The organism is Streptomyces sp. NPDC091371, assembly GCF_040684275.1.
Taxonomy (GTDB): Bacteria; Actinomycetota; Actinomycetes; order Streptomycetales; family Streptomycetaceae; genus Streptomyces.
Genome location: NZ_JBFBFP010000023.1, coordinates 30,830 through 47,395, shown reverse-complemented (window position 1 = coordinate 47,395; position 16,566 = coordinate 30,830). Strand labels below are relative to the sequence as shown.

The window sequence follows — 16,566 nt, the reverse complement described above, 5'->3', positions numbered from 1 at the left end:
AGTGAGGACATACCTGCCACCATGCGTGCCGATCGCGTCTTCGCGTACGGCGCCACGGCGGGCCTGATCGGCGACCGGATCCTCGGTGATCCGCGCCGAGGGCACCCCGTGGCCGCCTTCGGACGAACCGCCGCCGCAGTCGAGCGCGCCCTGTGGAGCGACGACCGCGCCCGGGGCCTGCTGCACACCCTGGTGTGCGCCGGGGGCGCTGCCGCCGTCGGCGCGCTCGGCGCCCGCGCCGTGCGCTCCCGGCCCGCGGCCGCCCGTATCGCTCTGACCGCCGCTGCCACCTGGGCCGTCGTCGGCGGCACCTCGCTGGGCCGGGAGGCCCGCGCCATCGGCGGCGCGCTCGCCGCCGGGGACGCCGAAGTGGCCCGGGAGCGGCTGCCGCACCTGTGCGGGCGCGACCCGCAGGCCCTGGACGAGCAGCAGATGGCCCGCGCCGTCGTGGAGTCGGTCGCGGAGAACACTTCCGACGCCGTGGTCGGGGCGCTGGTGTGGGGAGCCGTGGCCGGGGTCCCGGGGCTGCTGGCCTTCCGCGCCGTGAACACCCTTGATGCGATGGTCGGCCACAAGTCCCCCCGCTACCTGCGCTACGGCTGGGCCTCCGCCCGGCTCGACGACCTGGCGGGCTGGCCGGGGGCCCGGCTCACGGCGCTCGCCGCGGTGGCGGCAGGACCGGACCGTCGGGGGGCGGTCCGGGCCTGGCGCGCGGACGCGGCCGCGCACCCGAGCCCCAACGCCGGCCCGGTCGAGGCCTCCTTCGCGGGGGCCCTCGGCGTACGCCTCGGCGGGACCCTGGCGTACGGGGGCCGGGTCGAGCACCGGGCCGTCCTCAACGGAGGGACGGGGCGGCCGGTCGAGGTCGCCGACATCGAACGGGCGGTACGGCTCTCACGCCAGGTGACCTGGCTGGCACTGGGCGCCTGCGTGGCGGCCCGGACGCTGGTGGCACGGACGCTGGTGGCACGTACATCACGAGCACGGAGGGGACGCGCATGAGCGGCGCGAAGCGCGGCGGCGGACTGCTGGTCGCGGGCACCACGTCCGACGCGGGCAAGAGCGTGGTCACGGCGGGCATCTGCCGCTGGCTGGCCCGCCAGGGCGTGAAGGTGGCGCCCTTCAAGGCGCAGAACATGTCGCTGAACTCCTTCGTGACCCGCGAGGGCGCCGAGATCGGCCGGGCCCAGGCCATGCAGGCCCAGGCGGCCCGCGTGGAGCCGACCGCGCTGATGAACCCCGTGCTGCTCAAGCCGGGCAGCGACCGCAGCAGCCAGGTGGTGCTGCTGGGCAAGCCGGTGGGCGAGATGAGCGCCCGTGGCTACCACGGGGGCCGGCAGGAGCAGCTGCTCGGCATCGTCACGGACTGCCTGGAGCAGCTGCGGGGCACGTATGACGCCGTGATCTGCGAGGGGGCGGGCAGTCCGGCCGAGATCAACCTGCGCCGGACCGACATCGTGAACATGGGGATCGCGCGGGCCGCGCGGTTCCCGGTGGTCGTGGTCGGGGACATCGACCGGGGCGGGGTCTTCGCGTCCTTCTTCGGCACGACGGCACTGCTGTCGCCCGAGGACCAGTCGCTGATCGCCGGCTACATGGTGAACAAGTTCCGGGGCGACGTCTCGCTGCTGGAGCCCGGCATGGAGATGCTGCGGGGTCTGACCGGCCGCGGCACGTACGGAGTGCTGCCCTTCAAGCACGGGCTCGGCATCGACGAGGAGGACGGCCTGCGGGTCTCCCTGCGGGGTGCCGTACGGGAATCCGTGGTGGCCCCGCCGGTCGGCGAGGACGTGCTGCGGGTCGCGGTGTGCGCGGTGCCGCTGATGTCGAACTTCACGGACGTCGACGCGCTCGCGGCGGAGCCGGGGGTCGTGGTGCGGTTCGTGGACCGGGCCGAGGAGCTGGCGGACGCGGACCTGGTCGTCGTACCGGGCACCCGGGGCACGGTGAAGGCCCTGGAGTGGCTGCGCGAGCGGGGCCTCGCGGACGCCCTCGCGCAGCGGGCCGCCGAGGGGCGGCCGGTGCTGGGCATCTGCGGCGGGTTCCAGTTGCTGGGCGAGTGGATCTCGGACGAGGTCGAGTCCCGGGCCGGTGAGGTGCAGGGCCTCGGGCTGCTGCCGGTGCGGGTGCGGTTCGCCGTGGAGAAGACCCTCGCGCGGCCGGTCGGCTCGGCGCTGGGCGAGGACGTCTCGGGGTACGAGATCCACCACGGGGTGGCCGAGGTCCTGGGCGGCGAGTCGTTCCTGGACGGCTGCCGGGTCGGGTCGGTGTGGGGCACCCACTGGCACGGCTCGCTGGAGTCGGACGGCTTCCGCCGGGCGTTCCTCCGCGAGGTGGCTTCGGCTGCCGGGCGCCGGTTCGTGCCGGCCCCGGACACGTCGTTCTCCTCCCTGCGGGAGGAGCAGCTGGACCTGCTGGGTGACCTGATCGAGGAACACGCCGATACCGCGGCGCTGCTGCGGCTCATCGAGGGCGGGGCCCCCTCGGGCCTCCCGTTCCTCCCCCCGGGCGCGCCGTGACGGGCCGGGCCCTGCGGGCGGCTCTCCCCCACCCCGCCCCTTCCCGAAACTGGGGCTCCGCCCCAGACCCCGGTCCTCAAACGCCGGACGGGCTGGATGATCCAGCCCCGCCGGCGCTTGAGGCGCGGGGGTCCGGGGCGCAGCCCCGGGGAACGGTGGAAGGGCGGGTAGGGGACCCGGCTCCGCGCAGCGGCACCCGCGCCCCCCGCCGCCCCGCGCGCACCGCAAGCCCCCGCACCCGGCCCGCGGCCGCCCCGCTCGCCCGCAACAGCCCGCGCACGCATACCCGTACCCGCCAAGAAGGAGCCGCATGAGCACGCCCTACCCGTTCACCGCAGTGGTCGGCCAGACCGACCTGCGGCTGGCGCTCCTGCTCAACGCCGTGAGCCCGGCAGTCGGCGGCGTACTCGTGCGCGGTGAGAAGGGCACCGCCAAGTCCACCGCCGTGCGCGCCCTCTCCGCCCTGCTGCCGCAGGTCGACGTCGTGCCGGGGTGCCGGTTCAGCTGCGCGCCCACCGCGCCGGACCCGGCCTGCCCCGACGGCCCCCACGAGCCCGGACCCGGCGACGCCCGCCCCGCCCGCATGGTGGAGCTGCCCGTCGGCGCCTCCGAGGACCGCCTCGTCGGCGCCCTCGACATCGAACGGGCCCTCTCCGAGGGCGTGAAGGCCTTCGAGCCCGGGCTGCTCGCCGACGCCCACCGCGGGATCCTGTACGTCGACGAGGTCAACCTCCTCCACGACCACCTGATCGACCTCCTCCTCGACGCCGCCGCCATGGGCGCCTCGTACGTGGAGCGCGAGGGCGTCTCGGTGCGCCACGCCGCCCGCTTCCTCCTCGTCGGCACGATGAACCCGGAGGAGGGCGAGCTGCGCCCGCAGCTCCTCGACCGGTTCGGGCTGACCGTCGAGGTCGCCGCCTCCCGCGAGCCCGCCCAGCGGGTGGAGGTGGTGCGCCGCAGGCTGGCGTACGAGGACGATCCGGCGGGCTTCGCGACCCGCTGGGCGGGGGACGAACACGAGGTCCGCGCCCGGGTGGTGGCCGCTCGCGCGCTGCTCCCGAAGGTCTCGCTCGGCGACACCGCACTCCTCCAGATCGCCGCGACCTGCGCCGGCTTCGAGGTCGACGGCATGCGGGCCGACATCGTGATGGCCCGGACCGCGACCGCGCTGGCCGCCTGGGCGGGGCGGACCGAGGTGCGCAAGGAGGACGTCCGGCAGGCGGCGCTGCTGGCGCTCCCCCACCGGCGGCGCCGCAACCCCTTCGACGCGCCGGGGCTGGACGAGGACAAGCTGGACGAGATCCTGGACCGGTTCCCCGACGAGGAGCCGGAGCCCGAGCCGGAGCCCGAGGGCCCGGACGACAACGGGGGCGGCCCCGACGGCGGGGGCGGCGTACCCCCGCAGGGCGGCCCCGAGGGCGGACCGTCCGAGGGCGCCGAGCCCCCCTCGGAGGCGCCCGATCCGCAGTCCGAGCAGCAGTCCGAGGCCCCGCAGCCCTCCGCCCAGGGAGGCGGCGCGGCTCCCGAACAGGCCGCCGTACGGGCCTCCGAGCCGTTCCGGACCAAGATGCTGAGCGTGCCGGGGCTCGGCGAGGGCGCGGCGGGACGGCGTTCGCGCGCCCGTACCGCCCACGGCCGCACCACCGGCGCCCAGCGGCCCCGGGGCCAGCTGACGAAGCTGCACCTGGCGGCGACCGTGCACGCGGCGGCCCCGCACCAGAAGGCCCGCGGCCGGGCCGGGCGCGGGCTGGTCATCCGCAAGGACGATCTGCGGCAGGCGACGCGGGAGGGCCGCGAGGGCAACCTCGTGCTGTTCTGCGTCGACGCCTCGGGTTCGATGGCGGCCCGGCAGCGCATGAGCGCGGTCAAGGGGGCCGTGCTCTCGCTGCTGCTGGACGCCTACCAGCGCCGCGACAAGGTCGGCCTGATCACGTTCCGCGGTTCCGGCGCCGAGCTGGCGCTGCCGCCCACCTCCTCGGTGGACGCGGCGGCGGCCCGGCTGGAGCAGCTGCCGACCGGCGGCCGCACCCCGCTCGCCGCCGGACTGCTGAAGGCCCATGAGGTGCTGCGGATCGAGCGGCTGCGGGACCCCTCGCGCCGCCCGCTGCTGGTGGTCGTCACCGACGGCCGGGCCACGTCGGCCGGGACCGTGGGCGGCGACCCGCGCGAGCTGTCGGGGCGCAGCGCCCGGCTGCTGGCCGCGGAAGGTGTCGCGTCGGTGGTCGTGGACTGCGAGTCCGGGCCGGTCCGGCTGGGCCTGGCCGGGGTGCTGGCCGCCGACCTCGGCGCACCCGCCGTCACCCTCGACGGGCTGCGGGCCGACTCGCTCGCCGGGCTCGTGAAGAACGTACGTACCGCAGTGACATCCGAAACCTCCAGGAGGGCCGCCTAATGCCGCAGGGACAGCCGACCGTCGTTCCGGACGACGGTCTCACGACGCGCCAGCGCCGCAACCGTCCGCTCGTCTTCGTCCACACCGGCCCCGGCAAGGGCAAGTCCACGGCGGCCTTCGGGCTGGCGCTGCGCGCCTGGAACCAGGGCTGGCCGATCGGGGTGTTCCAGTTCGTCAAGTCGGCGAAGTGGAAGGTCGGCGAGGAGAACGCGCTGAAGGTGCTCGGCGCCTCCGGCGAGGGCGGCTCGGTCGTGTGGCACAAGATGGGCGAGGGCTGGTCCTGGGTCCAGCGGGACGCGCAGCTCGACAACGAGCAGGCGGCGAAGGAGGGCTGGGAGCAGGTCAAGCGCGATCTGGCCGCCGAGACGCACCGGCTGTACGTGCTCGACGAGTTCGCGTACCCGATGCACTGGGGCTGGATCGACGTCGACGAGGTCATCGAGGTGCTGCGGAACCGTCCCGGCACGCAGCACGTGGTGATCACCGGCCGCAACGCGCCGGAGAAGCTGGTGGAGTTCGCGGACCTGGTCACCGAGATGACCAAGGTCAAGCACCCGATGGACGCCGGCCAGAAGGGCCAGAAGGGCATCGAGTGGTGACCTCGTTCAACGTGCCCCGTCTGGTGATCGCCGCGCCGTCCTCCGGCAGCGGCAAGACCACCGTCGCCACGGGTCTGATGGCGGCCTTCTCGGAGCGCGGCCTCGCCGTGTCCCCGCACAAGGCCGGGCCCGACTACATCGACCCCGGCTACCACGCGCTCGCCACCGGCCGCCCGGGGCGCAATCTGGACGCCTTCATGTGCGGGCCGGAGCTGGTCGCCCCGCTGTTCGCGCACGGGGCGGCCGGGTGCGATCTCGCCTTGGTCGAGGGCGTGATGGGGCTCTACGACGGGGCTGCGGGCCGGGGTGAGCTGGCGTCGACGGCGCAGGTGGCGAAGCTGCTGCGGGCGCCGGTGGTGCTGGTGGTCGACGCCTCTTCGCAGTCGCGGTCGGTGGCGGCGCTGGTGCACGGCTTCGCGTCCTTCGACCCGCAGGTGCGGCTGGGGGGCGTGATCCTGAACAAGGTCGGCTCGGACCGGCACGAGGCGATGCTGCGGGAGGCGCTGGAGGAAGCGGGGATGCCGGTGCTCGGCGTCCTGCGGCGGGCTCCGCAGGTGGCCGCGCCGTCCCGGCACCTGGGTCTGGTCCCGGTGGCCGAGCGGCGGGCCGACGCGCTCGCCGCGGTTTCGGCGCTGGCGGACCAGGTGCGGGCCGGCTGCGACCTCGACGCCCTGATGGCACTGGCCCGTACGGCCCCGGCCTTGTCCTGCGAAGCCTGGTCTCCCTCGACTGCGCTGGCGCGCAGCTGGGGCGCTGCCCCGGACCCCGCTCCTCAAACGCCGGAGGGGCTGGATGTGGCTGATGCTGTCCGCCCGGCGGGCTGGATCGCCCGGGGGGCAATTCCAGCCCCGCCGGCGTTTGAGGCGCGGTGGTCCGGGGGCGGAGCCCCCGGCGCCGGCGCCGCGCCGGACCGACGTCCCGTCGTAGCCGTCGCAGGCGGGGCCGCGTTCACGTTCTCGTACGCCGAGCACGCGGAGCTGCTCACCGCCGCCGGGGCGGAGGTCGTCACCTTCGACCCGCTGCGGGACGAGGCGCTCCCCGACGGCACCGCCGGTCTGGTGATCGGCGGCGGGTTCCCGGAGGTGTACGCGCCCGAGCTGTCCGCGAACGAGCCGCTGCGCGCGGCCGTCGCCGCGTTCGCCGCGGCCGGCGGCCCGGTGGCGGCGGAGTGCGCCGGCCTGCTGTACCTCGCGCGGTCCCTGGACGGGAAGCCCATGTGCGGGGTGCTCGACGCCGACGCGCGGATGTCTGAGCGCCTCACCCTGGGCTACCGGGAGGCCGTGGCGGTGTCCGACAGCGCGCTCGCGCCCGCCGGGACCCGGCTGCGCGGGCACGAGTTCCACCGCACGGTGATCGAGCCGGGCGCCGGGGCGGCCCCCGCGTGGGGGTTCACGCATCCGGAGCGCCGCGTCGAGGGCTTCGTACAGCAGGGTGTGCACGCCAGCTACCTGCACACGCACTGGGCGGCGGAGCCGTCCGTCGCGCTGCGCTTCGTCGAAGCGGCGGCGGCCCGGCCGTGACGGCGCCGAGATCACTCCGCGAGGCCGACCACCAGCCAGATCCCGGCCACCCCGCCCACCGTGCACATCAGCGTGGACAGGGCGGGGTGCTTGTGGTGGGCCTCGGGCAGGATCTCGGCGGCCGCCAGGTACAGCAGGACCCCGCCGAAGAAGCCGAGGTACGCGCCGAGGGGTTCCTCCGGAAGCGTGAACAGCAGAGTGGACGCCGCGCCCACGACGGGGGCGACGGCGTCCGCGAAGAGCATCATCAGGGCCTTGCGGCGGTCGTTCCCGTAGAGGTCGGTCAGCGTGTACGTGTTGAACCCGTCGGCGAAGTCGTGGGTGATGACGGCCAGCGCCACGGCCACCCCCATCCCACCGCCGACCTGGAAGGCCGCGCCGAGCGCGACGCCGTCGGCCAGGCTGTGGCCCACCATGGCCGCGGCCGCGGTGAGCCCCACCTGCGGGACCCGCTGACCGTTCTCGGCGCCGTGCGCGGCCTGGCGTACGGCGAGGACCCGTTCGACGACGTGCGCGACGAGGAAGCCGGCCACGAACAGCAGCAGGGCGAGCGGGACGCCGAGGAAATCGTCCCCGGCCGCGTGCAGGGCCTCCGGGAGCAGGTCGAGGCCGACCACGCCGAGCATGAGCCCGCCGGCCAGGCCCAGCACGACGTGGCGGCGGTCGGTGACGCGCTGCGCCGTCCATCCGCCCGCCAGGGTCATCAGGAACGCGCCCAACGCCACGATCACGGCCATGCGCCCCTGAATACCGACTCCCCGCCCCGCGCGCACGTCCGCGCGCGGGTGGCGGGCGGCGGACTGTTGACTACGGAGGAGGATCGCCGGTGGGCGAGTACGTGACGCAGCAGCTGGTGGTCGGGGTGGGCGGCCGGGCGGGGGTTTCCGTCGCGGAGGTCTGCGCCCTGGTGGAGGAGACGCTGCGGGGGGCGGGGCTGCCCTCTGAGGCGGTGACGGCGCTGGCCACGGTGGAGTCGAAGACGGCCGAGGCGGGGATCGCGGGCGCGGCGGAACGTTTCGGCGTGCCCCTGCTCGGCTACCCCGCCGAGCAGTTGGCCGCGCTTGCCGTGCCGCACCCCTCGGACGCGGCGCGCTCGGCGACCGGCACCCCGTCGGTGGCGGAGGCCGCGGCGCTCGCGGGGGGCGGAGAGCTCCTCGTACCGAAGCGCCGGTCGGTGGCGGCGACGTGCGCGGTCGCGACGGCGCACGCGCACGACCTGCGGCACCACGGGGACGCGGAGGTCATCGACGCCGGGTCGGGGCTGGTGGACCTGGCGGTCAACGTACGGTCGGACACGCCCCCGGAGTGGCTCAAGCAGCGGATCGCCGCCTCCCTCGGGGACCTCGCCGCGTACCCCGACGGCCGGTCCGCGCGCGCGGCGGTGGCGGCGCGGCACGGGCTGCCGGTCGAGCGGGTGCTGCTGACGGCCGGGGCGGCGGAGGCGTTCGTCCTGATCGCGCGGGCGCTGGGCGCCGTACGGCCGGTGGTGGTGCATCCGCAGTTCACCGAGCCGGAGGCGGCCCTGCGGGACGCGGGGCACCGGGTGGAGCGGGTGCTGCTGAAGGCCTCGGACGGATTCCGGCTGGACCCGGCGGCGGTGCCGGAGGAGGCGGACCTGGTGGTGGTCGGCAACCCCACCAACCCGACGTCCGTCCTGCACCCGGCGGCGACCCTGGCCGCGCTGACCCGGCCGGGCCGGATCCTGGTGGTGGACGAGGCGTTCATGGACGCGGTCCCGGGCGAACGGGAGGCCCTCGCCGGGCGGATGGACCTGCCGGGGCTGGTGGTGCTGCGCAGCCTGACGAAGACCTGGGGCCTGGCGGGGCTCCGGATCGGCTACGTACTGGCCGAGCCCGAGGTGATCGCGAAGCTGGCGGCCGCGCAGCCGCTGTGGCCGGTCTCGACGCCCGCCCTGGTGGCGGCGGAGGCCTGCGTGTCCCCCGCGGCCCTGGCCGAGGCGGAGGAGGCGGCGCGGCGGATCGCGGTGGACCGGGCGCACCTGCTGGCCGGGCTGGCGGAGTTCGACGAGGTGACGGTGGCGGGGGTCGCGGAGGGCCCGTTCGTCCTGATCCGGATCCCGGAGGCCGCGGAGGTCCGCACCCGCCTGCGCGCCCTGGGCTTCGCGGTCCGCCGCGGGGACACCTTCCCGGGCCTCGACCCCTCCTGGCTCCGCCTGGCGGTCCGCGACCGCCCGACGACGGGCCGCCTCCTCCAGGCCCTGGACCACGCCCTGACCCTGACGGGCCGCTGACGGCCGCGGGGCCGGCCGCGGGCGATGTGACGACAGGGGGCCGGCTGCTTGCGCAGCCGGCCCCCTGTCTCGCGTCCGGTCGCTGATACCGGCAGCCTGAACCGCTTCGCTACCCGGCGGGGTATCGGCGGGCCACTTCGGCGGCCACGGCTTCGACGAATGCCGCAGGCGGCAGGTAGCCGTGCTCCTGAACGTAATGAATGATCAGGTTGGGGGCCACATAGAGCGATCCGTCAGGTCCGGTGGCACGAATCTCGGCATGCCCCAGCGGATACCTCTTCCCCGTGCGAGGGGAAGTGACAATGGGATCCGTTTTGACCGGGCAGAGTCTGCAGTTGTGAAACCCGCGCGACTTGTGGTCCAGGAACGCCCCGAGGTCCAGAAGGTCGGCCATGAATTCATCACTCGATTCACCGACCGGGAATTCTCTGCCTCCTTCCAGCCAGCCAATCGTGAGGCCTCCGGGCGGCTCGTAGAAGTTGTAGTCGTAGGTGGCCAGATCGGGGTAATAAACCATGGGGTCATTTCTTCAGGCGATACGACGACAGTCGATGCCATCGTACCTGGGGGTGTGTCGCAGCCCTGCGGGACGGGTCCCGGCTCTCCACCGGGACCCGTTCGCACTAGAGCATCTGGAAGGGGTTGAACTCCCGGCACATCGCCATGTGAACATCCCCCATTCCTTGAGTGATCAGCTTGCTGATGTTGACGTCTCGGGTCACCGTCCAGCTGCCGCTGGCAATGTTGAGGTTCGTCGGGGAACCGAGGATGTAATCCGGAATGATCGATCCGGGCCCGAACGACTCGAAGGGCTCGGGAGCATTCTTTCCGAGCTCCACAGCCTTACCCGGAGTGTCATCCAGCAGCTTCGTGTGGGGAACGTAGAAGTGCAGGGTCGTGCCCTGCGGCACCATCATCTGCCCGGTGTTCGGGCCGAACGAACCGTGTCCGGCGAAGACGGTCGCACCATCCGCGCGCCGTCCGGTCGTCACGGACTCAGGGCCCTTCTTCGGTACACCGACGTTCCGCTGGTCCCGCCCCTTCACCAGCGTCGGCTGATTGTTGGCGTCCTTGCGTGACGTGCGCTTGGACCAGCCGCCGTTCGTCCGGGTCGTACCCGCACTGCTCTTGGCTCCGCCTGCCTTGGTGGCCCCGGCGCGCGCCCCGGACCGGGAGGTCCAGCCGCTCACCTTGCGGACCGGGGAGGCCTTGCTGACCTTGCTCGTGTACTTGCTGGCGTACTTGACGGCCTTCACGCCGAGTCGCGTACCGGCGATGGCCGCGCCCGCGACGGGAATCATCGAGGCGAAGGAGATCGCCGCGTTCTTCCAGTCGCCCTGGGCCGCGTACCAGGCGCCGTTGACCAGGTCCGCGGCCTCGCCGATGACCGGGATCATGCCGGCCACGTCCAGTGCGGTGTGACCGTACTTGTTGATCGCGCCGCCGACCTTCTTGGCGGCCTTCTTGATCGCGCCCCAGAACAGGCCGTCCGGGTCCGAGAAGGTCATCGGGCTGTTGTTCGCGTAGAGGTAGCCCTGGAGCTGCTGCGGATCGGTCGGGTCGATGATCGGGTCGACCGAGAGGAACGTGCCCGTGCTCGTGTCGTACTCACGGGCACCCAGATGGGTGAGGCCCGTGGCCTTGTCCTCCGTACCGCCGACGAAGCCGCGTTCGTTCGGCCAGGACGACGGCTGCGCGCCGCGGTCCTCACCGAACGGCTTGGTCGCCTGACGCTGTACCTGAAGGGTCGCGGCGTCGATCGCCGTGGTGGCCGTGTTGTGGTGGTCGGCCGCGACGTAGGAGAGCTTCCCGGACGAGGAGCGGACGATGCTCAGGCCGCTGCCCGGCAGACCGTAGGAGCGGATGCCCGCCGTCGTGTTGGTCGAGGTGTCGAGCGTGACCTCGCTCATCCCCAGGTAGAGGGTGGTCTTGCCCGGATCCTTGCGCGCCAGACGGTTGCCGTCCGCGTCGTAGATGTACGTCGACGTGCCCGCGGTCGTCTTGGCGGAGGCCAGGTTGCCGTCCGGAGACCACGTGAACGTCTGGCTGTTGCCCGCGGCGTCGGGACGCGTGAGCGTGTTGCCGGTCTCGTCGTAGGTGGAGTTGGTGGTGACGACCGGACCCGTGCCGGTCTGCTTCTTCGTGGAGGTCGGGGCGTGCGGGCGCGGCTGGCCCGGTGCCGGGAAGGTCGTCGTGGTCGTCGTGGACTTGGCGGCGTCGCCGGCCGGGTCGTGGTCCGTGACCGAGGTCCGGTTGCCGGTGACGTCATAGGTGAACGACTGGTGGTACGGGGCCGGACCGCCGACCTGGCCGGCCTGCGGCGCGGTGTTGGTGCAGCCGCCGATGCCGGGGACCGAGGGGCCGGGCTGGGTCGTGGTGGTGCCGGTGTCGGTCCACGCACGGGTCATCCGCCGCAGGTGGTCGTACGTGAAGCACTGTGTGTCACGCGCGCCACCCTGCTGGCTGGAGACGGAGGTGACGTCGCCTGCCGGGGTGTAGGTGTAGTCGGTGATGTCGACCGAGCCGGCCGCGTCCTCCTTGTCGAGCTGGGCGCGCAGCAGCCGGCCGGTGGCCGGGTCGTGGGTGTTGGTCACCAGCACCTGCTTGGGCACGTCGCCCAGCGTGGTGCGCTGGACCTTGCCCAGCTCGTCGTAGTCGGTGAAGTTGACGTAGTCGACGGTGGAACTGCCCAGGGAGACGGGCATCCCGTTGACGTTGCGGCCGATGAACAGGGACTCCTTGGGGAGCCCGGCGACAGCCGGCAGCGCCATGAAGTCGGCCTCACCGGTGATCGCGTCGTACGACACCGAGGTGGTGTAGCTGGCGCTGAGGGCGCCTTCACCCGGCGGCACCGTGAGTTTGGTACCGGTCGGGCGGTAGCCGTCGTCGTAGCCCGTGATCTCCTGGCGCCACGGCTTGCCGTCGACCCAGCTGGTGGTGGCGGTCGGCAGACCGGGAACCAGTGTGTCGTAGTCGTACGTGGCGATCTTGGTGCCGTCGACCGCGCCGAGGTTGCGCGAGGTCTGGCGGCCCAGGATGTCGTAGCTGGTGAAGGTGGTGACGCCACGGCCGTCGGTCTCGGAGACCGGGCGGTCGGCGGCGTCGAACGACGTGACGGTCGTGCCCTTGTCCGGGTCCTCCGCGCGCGTCTGGCGGCCGTGCAGGTCGTAGCCGTACTTCCAGACGTTGCCAGCCACGTCCGTGACCTGGATCAGCTGGCCATCGGTGCTGTGCGCGTAGCGCGTCGCGTCGTACTCGCCCGTGGGGCCGCCGGTCTTGTACTGACGCTGCTCGACCGTACGGCCGCGTGCGTCGGTGTGGGTGCTGGTGGCGATCCCGCCCTTGGGCGGGGCGGAGTCGGTGCGGTCCACGCCCGGGTAGGACGTGGTGCCGCGCCACTGCTCGATCGCCTTCGAGGAGAAGATCTCGGCGACCGGGCGGCCCAGACCGTCGTAGCTGATCGTGTTCTGACCCGGGACGGTGTTGTCGTTCGCGATGAAGCGCGTCTTGTTCGGACCGGAGGCCGTGTTGTTGAAGTACGGCGAATTGGACCTGACGGGCCGGCCGAGACTGTCGTAGAAGGTGTCGCTGATCACGCGCCCGGTACCGCCGTTGGCGGTGACGCCCTGCCTCTGCACGGTCTGGCCGAAGGCGTCGAGGATCTCGATGCTGACGGCGTAGGACTCGTCCGCGCGCAGGGACTTGGTGGTGACCGAGCTGGTGCCGGTGTTGGTCAGGTCGTACTCCATGACCTGACTGGCAGAGTCACTGCGGGCACGACCGGGCTTCCACATCGCGGTGATGCGGCCCAGCGCGTCGATCGCCTGCTCGCTGGTGCGACCGGTGTGGTCCTCCACCTTCACCGGGACTTCCCGGAGCGGGTGGTAGGTCGACGTCGTGGTCCAGCCCTTGGCGTTGGTGACCTTGATGCTCGTCGGTGCGAACAACGCCGCCGGCGTGTACTCCGTCGTCGTCTTCGCGCCCGCCGCGTCGATGGCGCTCGTGACTCGGCCGTAGGCGTCGTAGGTGACCGTAGTGTTGACCGAGAACTTCGGCTGCCCGCCCTCGAAGCGGTCCAGCTCCTCCGTGCTCGTGACCTGGCCCGCGCCGGTCAGGACCCCGTGGGCCTGGCCGTCGTAGTACGTGCGGTTGCGGCCCAGGGTGTTGGACTCCGACGCCGTGGCGGCGCAGTCGCCCTGGACCTGGACGGTCTCCGACACGCGGTCGAGCATCCACGCCGCGGTGTTGCGGGCGTAGGAGGTGGTCGTGCAGATGTCCGGCAGGCCGTCGGCGCGGTCCAGGACCGACACCGGCATGCCGTAGGTGTTGTCGAACACCGCCGTCTTCGACGTGCTCTGCCAGGTCTTGTCGGCGCGCAGCGCCTTGTCCTTGGCGGAGCCGCCCCGCAGCATCTGCGCCGTCAGCGCCGGCAGCTTGGTGCCGCGGCTGTGGGTCGCCGTCACCGGCGAGAGCCAGGGCTCGGACTGGGACACGGCGACCAGTTCGCCGCCGTCGGAGGCGAAGGTCTGGGTTTCACGGACGGTGCCGGCCAGCGGGTTGCTGTCCTTGAGCGTGTTGCCCGCGATGCCGGTGAAGGTGGCGGTCCGCTTGGAGCCGTCGGCCTTGGTGTCGCCGTCCATGCCGCGCAGGTAGAACGAGGCGCTCTTGGACACCACGTCCGGCGCGGTGCCCGCGCGGGTGATGACCTGCTCGTAGCCGCGGAACTGGTTCCAGGTCCGCTGCTTGTCCTCGGTGGTCTCCTCGTCGTCGCGGTGCCAGGCGGCGCCGCCGACGTACTCGTAGCGGACCTCCTGCGGGCGCGAGCCGCCGAACGGGTCGATCTCGGTGACCCGGTTGACCACGTACTTGTGGAACCAGTCCAGCGTCGGGTCGTTCGGGCTCTTGGGGTCCGGGTTCCAGTAGACCGGGTAGCAGCGGGTGGTGTTGCCGTCCTGGGAGGAGGGCAGGCCCGTGCCGGGGGCGCAGTCCGGGTCGGCGTAGCCGATGTCCGTGACGTGGCCGGTCTCGGCGGTGACGGAGACGATGCGGCGCCGGTTCAGGGCGGGCTTGTTGTCACCGCTGGAGTCGACGCGGTTGTTCATCAGCCGGCCGGTGAAGGTGATCGCCGGGGTTTCGAGCTTGGTCGAGCCGTCGTGGCCGGTGCGCTTGATCGAGGCGAGCCAGAGGGCCGGGGCGGTCTGGTCCTGCGGGTTCGGGAACTCGTGCGTGAAGTCGTACGAGTCCACGTCGTCGTAGCCGGAGCCGGCGCCGTTGAGCACCTGGGTGGTGATCTTGGTGAGGCGCTTGGTGGTCCAGAACGTGGCCGAGTAGTTCTCGCAGGTGCCGGAGGAGGCGCAGTTCTGGTCGAACGGCACGTCCGGCCACTTCGCGGCGTTGTCCTTGGTCAGCTTGGCCGGGGCGCAGTCGAAGCCCGCGTCGGGCAGGCAGCGCTCGCCGGTGGTGAAGACGACCTGCGCGGTGGGCTTGACCGTGTCGGCGTCCGTCAGCTTCGAGCCGTACGTGCTCTTGGCCAGGTTGCCGCCGCGGATGTACGAGGTGAGCGTCCCCGTGGGGGTGGCCTCGGACACGCCGCGCTTGTAGTGGTTGGTCGCGGTGTCGTACCAGTGCGTGATCATCCCGCCGCGCGGGTCGACCACGAAGTCCAGGTTCCAGCGGTAGGCCTGCTGGCACCAGGAGGCGTCGAAGGTCGGCTTGTTGCACTCCTCGCCCGCGTTGTTGCCGTAGACGGGCGTGGTCCAGGCCGAGTTGGTGGCCGGAGCGGTCGTGCTGCCGGGCTTGCGGCCGACGCCGAAGTAGTACTGGGTGCCGTCGGTCGTGGTGACCTTCCAGTACTCGCCGTTGTTGTCCCCGTTGTTGGCGCCGGTCAGCTTCTCGACCTTCGAGGCGTCATCGCCTTCGAGGCGCCAGGCACCCGACGTGTCGTCCCGCACCAGGGTGGAGGACTTGCCGTTCAGGGAGATGGTGGCGTTGTGCCCGGACAGGCACTGCTCGCCTGAGTTGGCCTGGCCGTCCTTGGAGCACGGCTTGAAGGTCCGCTCGACGAAACCGGGGTGGTAGTCCCAGCCTTCGCCGATCCAGGACGCCTGGTTGTTCGTGGCGGCCGTACGGCCGTCGACCGCCTGCGAGCTGTAGGACAGCGCGACGCTCGGCTTGGCGCCGCCGAGGCCGTCCGGCAGGTCGATCGGGTACGACCAGGAGAAGCCACCCGTGTTGCCGCCCTGGCTCCACGTACCGGAGGGGGCGAGGCTGGTGGCGCCGTAGGTGCCCGCGCTGCCGCCCGGAGCGGCGGAGGCGGCGAGTACGGTCGCGCCGCCCGTGGCGCTGTTGAGGCGGGTGCCGTCCGCGGCGGGGCCGTTGGCCTTGACGGTGATCTCGGTGCTCAGCAGGCCCGGGCGGTCGCCGTCCTTGGCCGTGGCGACCGGGGTCTGCTTCTGGCACTCGGCACGGTCGGGCGTGACGAGCGCGCACTCGGGCAGCTCGACGAGCCGGGCCCGGGAGAGCCAGTCACCGCCGAAGGCGCCGGCGATGTGCGAGACGTCGACCGAGACCTTGAGCGGCGCACCCTGCTCGGTGCCCTGGCCGGGCTTGACCGCCAGCAACAGGCCCTGGACGCCCGCCTTCTCGGCGGCCTTCCGGTCGGCCAGGGTGACAGCGGCCTTGCCGGTGCGCGGGCCGCCGTTGCCGGAGCGGGCCCGGTCTGCCGCCGCGACCCAGACGGGTGCGTCGCCGGCCCGGCTCGGCTCGGCGACCGGCGCGGCCGGAGCCGCCGCGGCGCCGGACAGGAAGCGCGCGCCGAGCGGCGCCGGGGGCGGCGCCGCGTTCAGGTCCACCTCGGCGCGGCCGGCCGCCGGCCAGGCGACGTCGCGCGGCTGCCAGGTCCCGGAGCGGTCCCCCTGCTCCTTGGAGGCCCCGGAAGCGGCCGGCTTGGCGGCGTTCTTCCCCGTGACCGATGCGGTCTTCTTGAGCTTCTCCGGCGCCCAGCGCCGGGTGTCCTGCGGCTTCCAGTCCGCTGCCTGAGCCGGGCCGGAGCCCAGGATCAGTGACAGCGCGACGCCTACGCCCACAGCTGTTCGGCGCGCGATGGCGGAACGTTTCCCCCATGCGCGCAATTCAGACGGTGCCGTCACGGCACGCCCCCCATAAGTGAATTGTCGACACGAAGATCCTTCGATCTCGGCGCGCGAATTTTACGCCGAATGAGTGACATCTCCTGGCGCAAAGTGATCGCACTCACTTTCGGCCCAACTGGCTTGACGGACACGGA

9 protein-coding genes are annotated in these 16,566 nt (G+C 72.8%); 6 read left to right on the top strand and 3 right to left on the bottom strand.

Features of this window, described 5'->3' with window-relative positions:
• Positions 1–21: 21 nt before the first annotated feature.
• From AB0O21_RS23900 to AB0O21_RS23880, 5 genes are all read left to right on the top strand, one after another.
• On the top strand, positions 22–1,002 hold the full coding sequence (locus AB0O21_RS23900; protein WP_365173635.1) for a cobalamin biosynthesis protein: 981 nt from the start codon (positions 22–24) through the stop codon (positions 1,000–1,002).
• A complete protein-coding gene (locus tag AB0O21_RS23895) occupies positions 999–2,519 on the top strand; it encodes a cobyric acid synthase (protein WP_365173633.1) in 1,521 nt (506 codons plus the stop codon). Before AB0O21_RS23900 ends, AB0O21_RS23895 begins: the two co-directional genes overlap by 4 nt.
• Before the next feature lie 310 nt (positions 2,520–2,829).
• Positions 2,830–4,911, top strand: a complete 2,082-nt coding sequence (locus AB0O21_RS23890) for a putative cobaltochelatase (protein WP_365173631.1) — start codon at positions 2,830–2,832, stop codon at positions 4,909–4,911.
• A complete protein-coding gene (gene cobO, locus AB0O21_RS23885) occupies positions 4,911–5,510 on the top strand; it encodes a cob(I)yrinic acid a,c-diamide adenosyltransferase (protein WP_352212342.1) in 600 nt (199 codons plus the stop codon). The genes AB0O21_RS23890 and cobO overlap by 1 nt, the downstream gene beginning before the upstream one ends.
• Entirely contained in the window at positions 5,504–7,030 is a 1,527-nt protein-coding gene (locus AB0O21_RS23880) for a cobyrinate a,c-diamide synthase (protein WP_365173629.1), read from the top strand. The genes cobO and AB0O21_RS23880 overlap by 7 nt, the downstream gene beginning before the upstream one ends.
• A gap of 11 nt (positions 7,031–7,041) precedes the next feature.
• Here the strand turns inward: AB0O21_RS23880 and AB0O21_RS23875 are convergent, their stop codons facing one another.
• Complete coding sequence (locus AB0O21_RS23875; RefSeq protein ID WP_365173627.1) at positions 7,042–7,767, bottom strand: ZIP family metal transporter; 726 nt, start codon at positions 7,765–7,767, stop codon at positions 7,042–7,044.
• An 89-nt stretch (positions 7,768–7,856) separates the two neighbouring features.
• Between AB0O21_RS23875 and cobC the strand changes: the two genes are divergently transcribed.
• Complete coding sequence (gene cobC, locus AB0O21_RS23870; RefSeq protein WP_365173624.1) at positions 7,857–9,281, top strand: Rv2231c family pyridoxal phosphate-dependent protein CobC; 1,425 nt, start codon at positions 7,857–7,859, stop codon at positions 9,279–9,281.
• A 109-nt stretch (positions 9,282–9,390) separates the two neighbouring features.
• Here the strand turns inward: cobC and AB0O21_RS23865 are convergent, their stop codons facing one another.
• Both AB0O21_RS23865 and AB0O21_RS23860 read right to left on the bottom strand, forming a co-directional pair.
• Entirely contained in the window at positions 9,391–9,798 is a 408-nt protein-coding gene (locus AB0O21_RS23865; protein ID WP_365173622.1) for a hypothetical protein, read from the bottom strand.
• A 106-nt stretch (positions 9,799–9,904) separates the two neighbouring features.
• Complete coding sequence (locus AB0O21_RS23860) at positions 9,905–16,366, bottom strand: putative adhesin (protein ID WP_365173620.1); 6,462 nt, start codon at positions 16,364–16,366, stop codon at positions 9,905–9,907.
• Positions 16,367–16,566 lie beyond the last annotated feature (200 nt).

Excerpts from the sequence above, each read along its gene's own strand:
- AB0O21_RS23895 (WP_365173633.1), top strand. The coding sequence starts at position 999 with ATGAGCGGCGCGAAGCGCGGCGGCGGACTGCTGGTCGCGGGCACCACG.
- cobO (WP_352212342.1), top strand. The coding sequence starts at position 4,911 with ATGCCGCAGGGACAGCCGACCGTCGTTCCGGACGACGGTCTCACGACG.
- AB0O21_RS23900 (WP_365173635.1), top strand. The coding sequence starts at position 22 with ATGCGTGCCGATCGCGTCTTCGCGTACGGCGCCACGGCGGGCCTGATC.
- AB0O21_RS23890 (WP_365173631.1), top strand. The coding sequence starts at position 2,830 with ATGAGCACGCCCTACCCGTTCACCGCAGTGGTCGGCCAGACCGACCTG.
- AB0O21_RS23865 (WP_365173622.1), bottom strand. The coding sequence starts at position 9,798 with ATGGTTTATTACCCCGATCTGGCCACCTACGACTACAACTTCTACGAG.
- AB0O21_RS23875 (WP_365173627.1), bottom strand. The coding sequence starts at position 7,767 with ATGGCCGTGATCGTGGCGTTGGGCGCGTTCCTGATGACCCTGGCGGGC.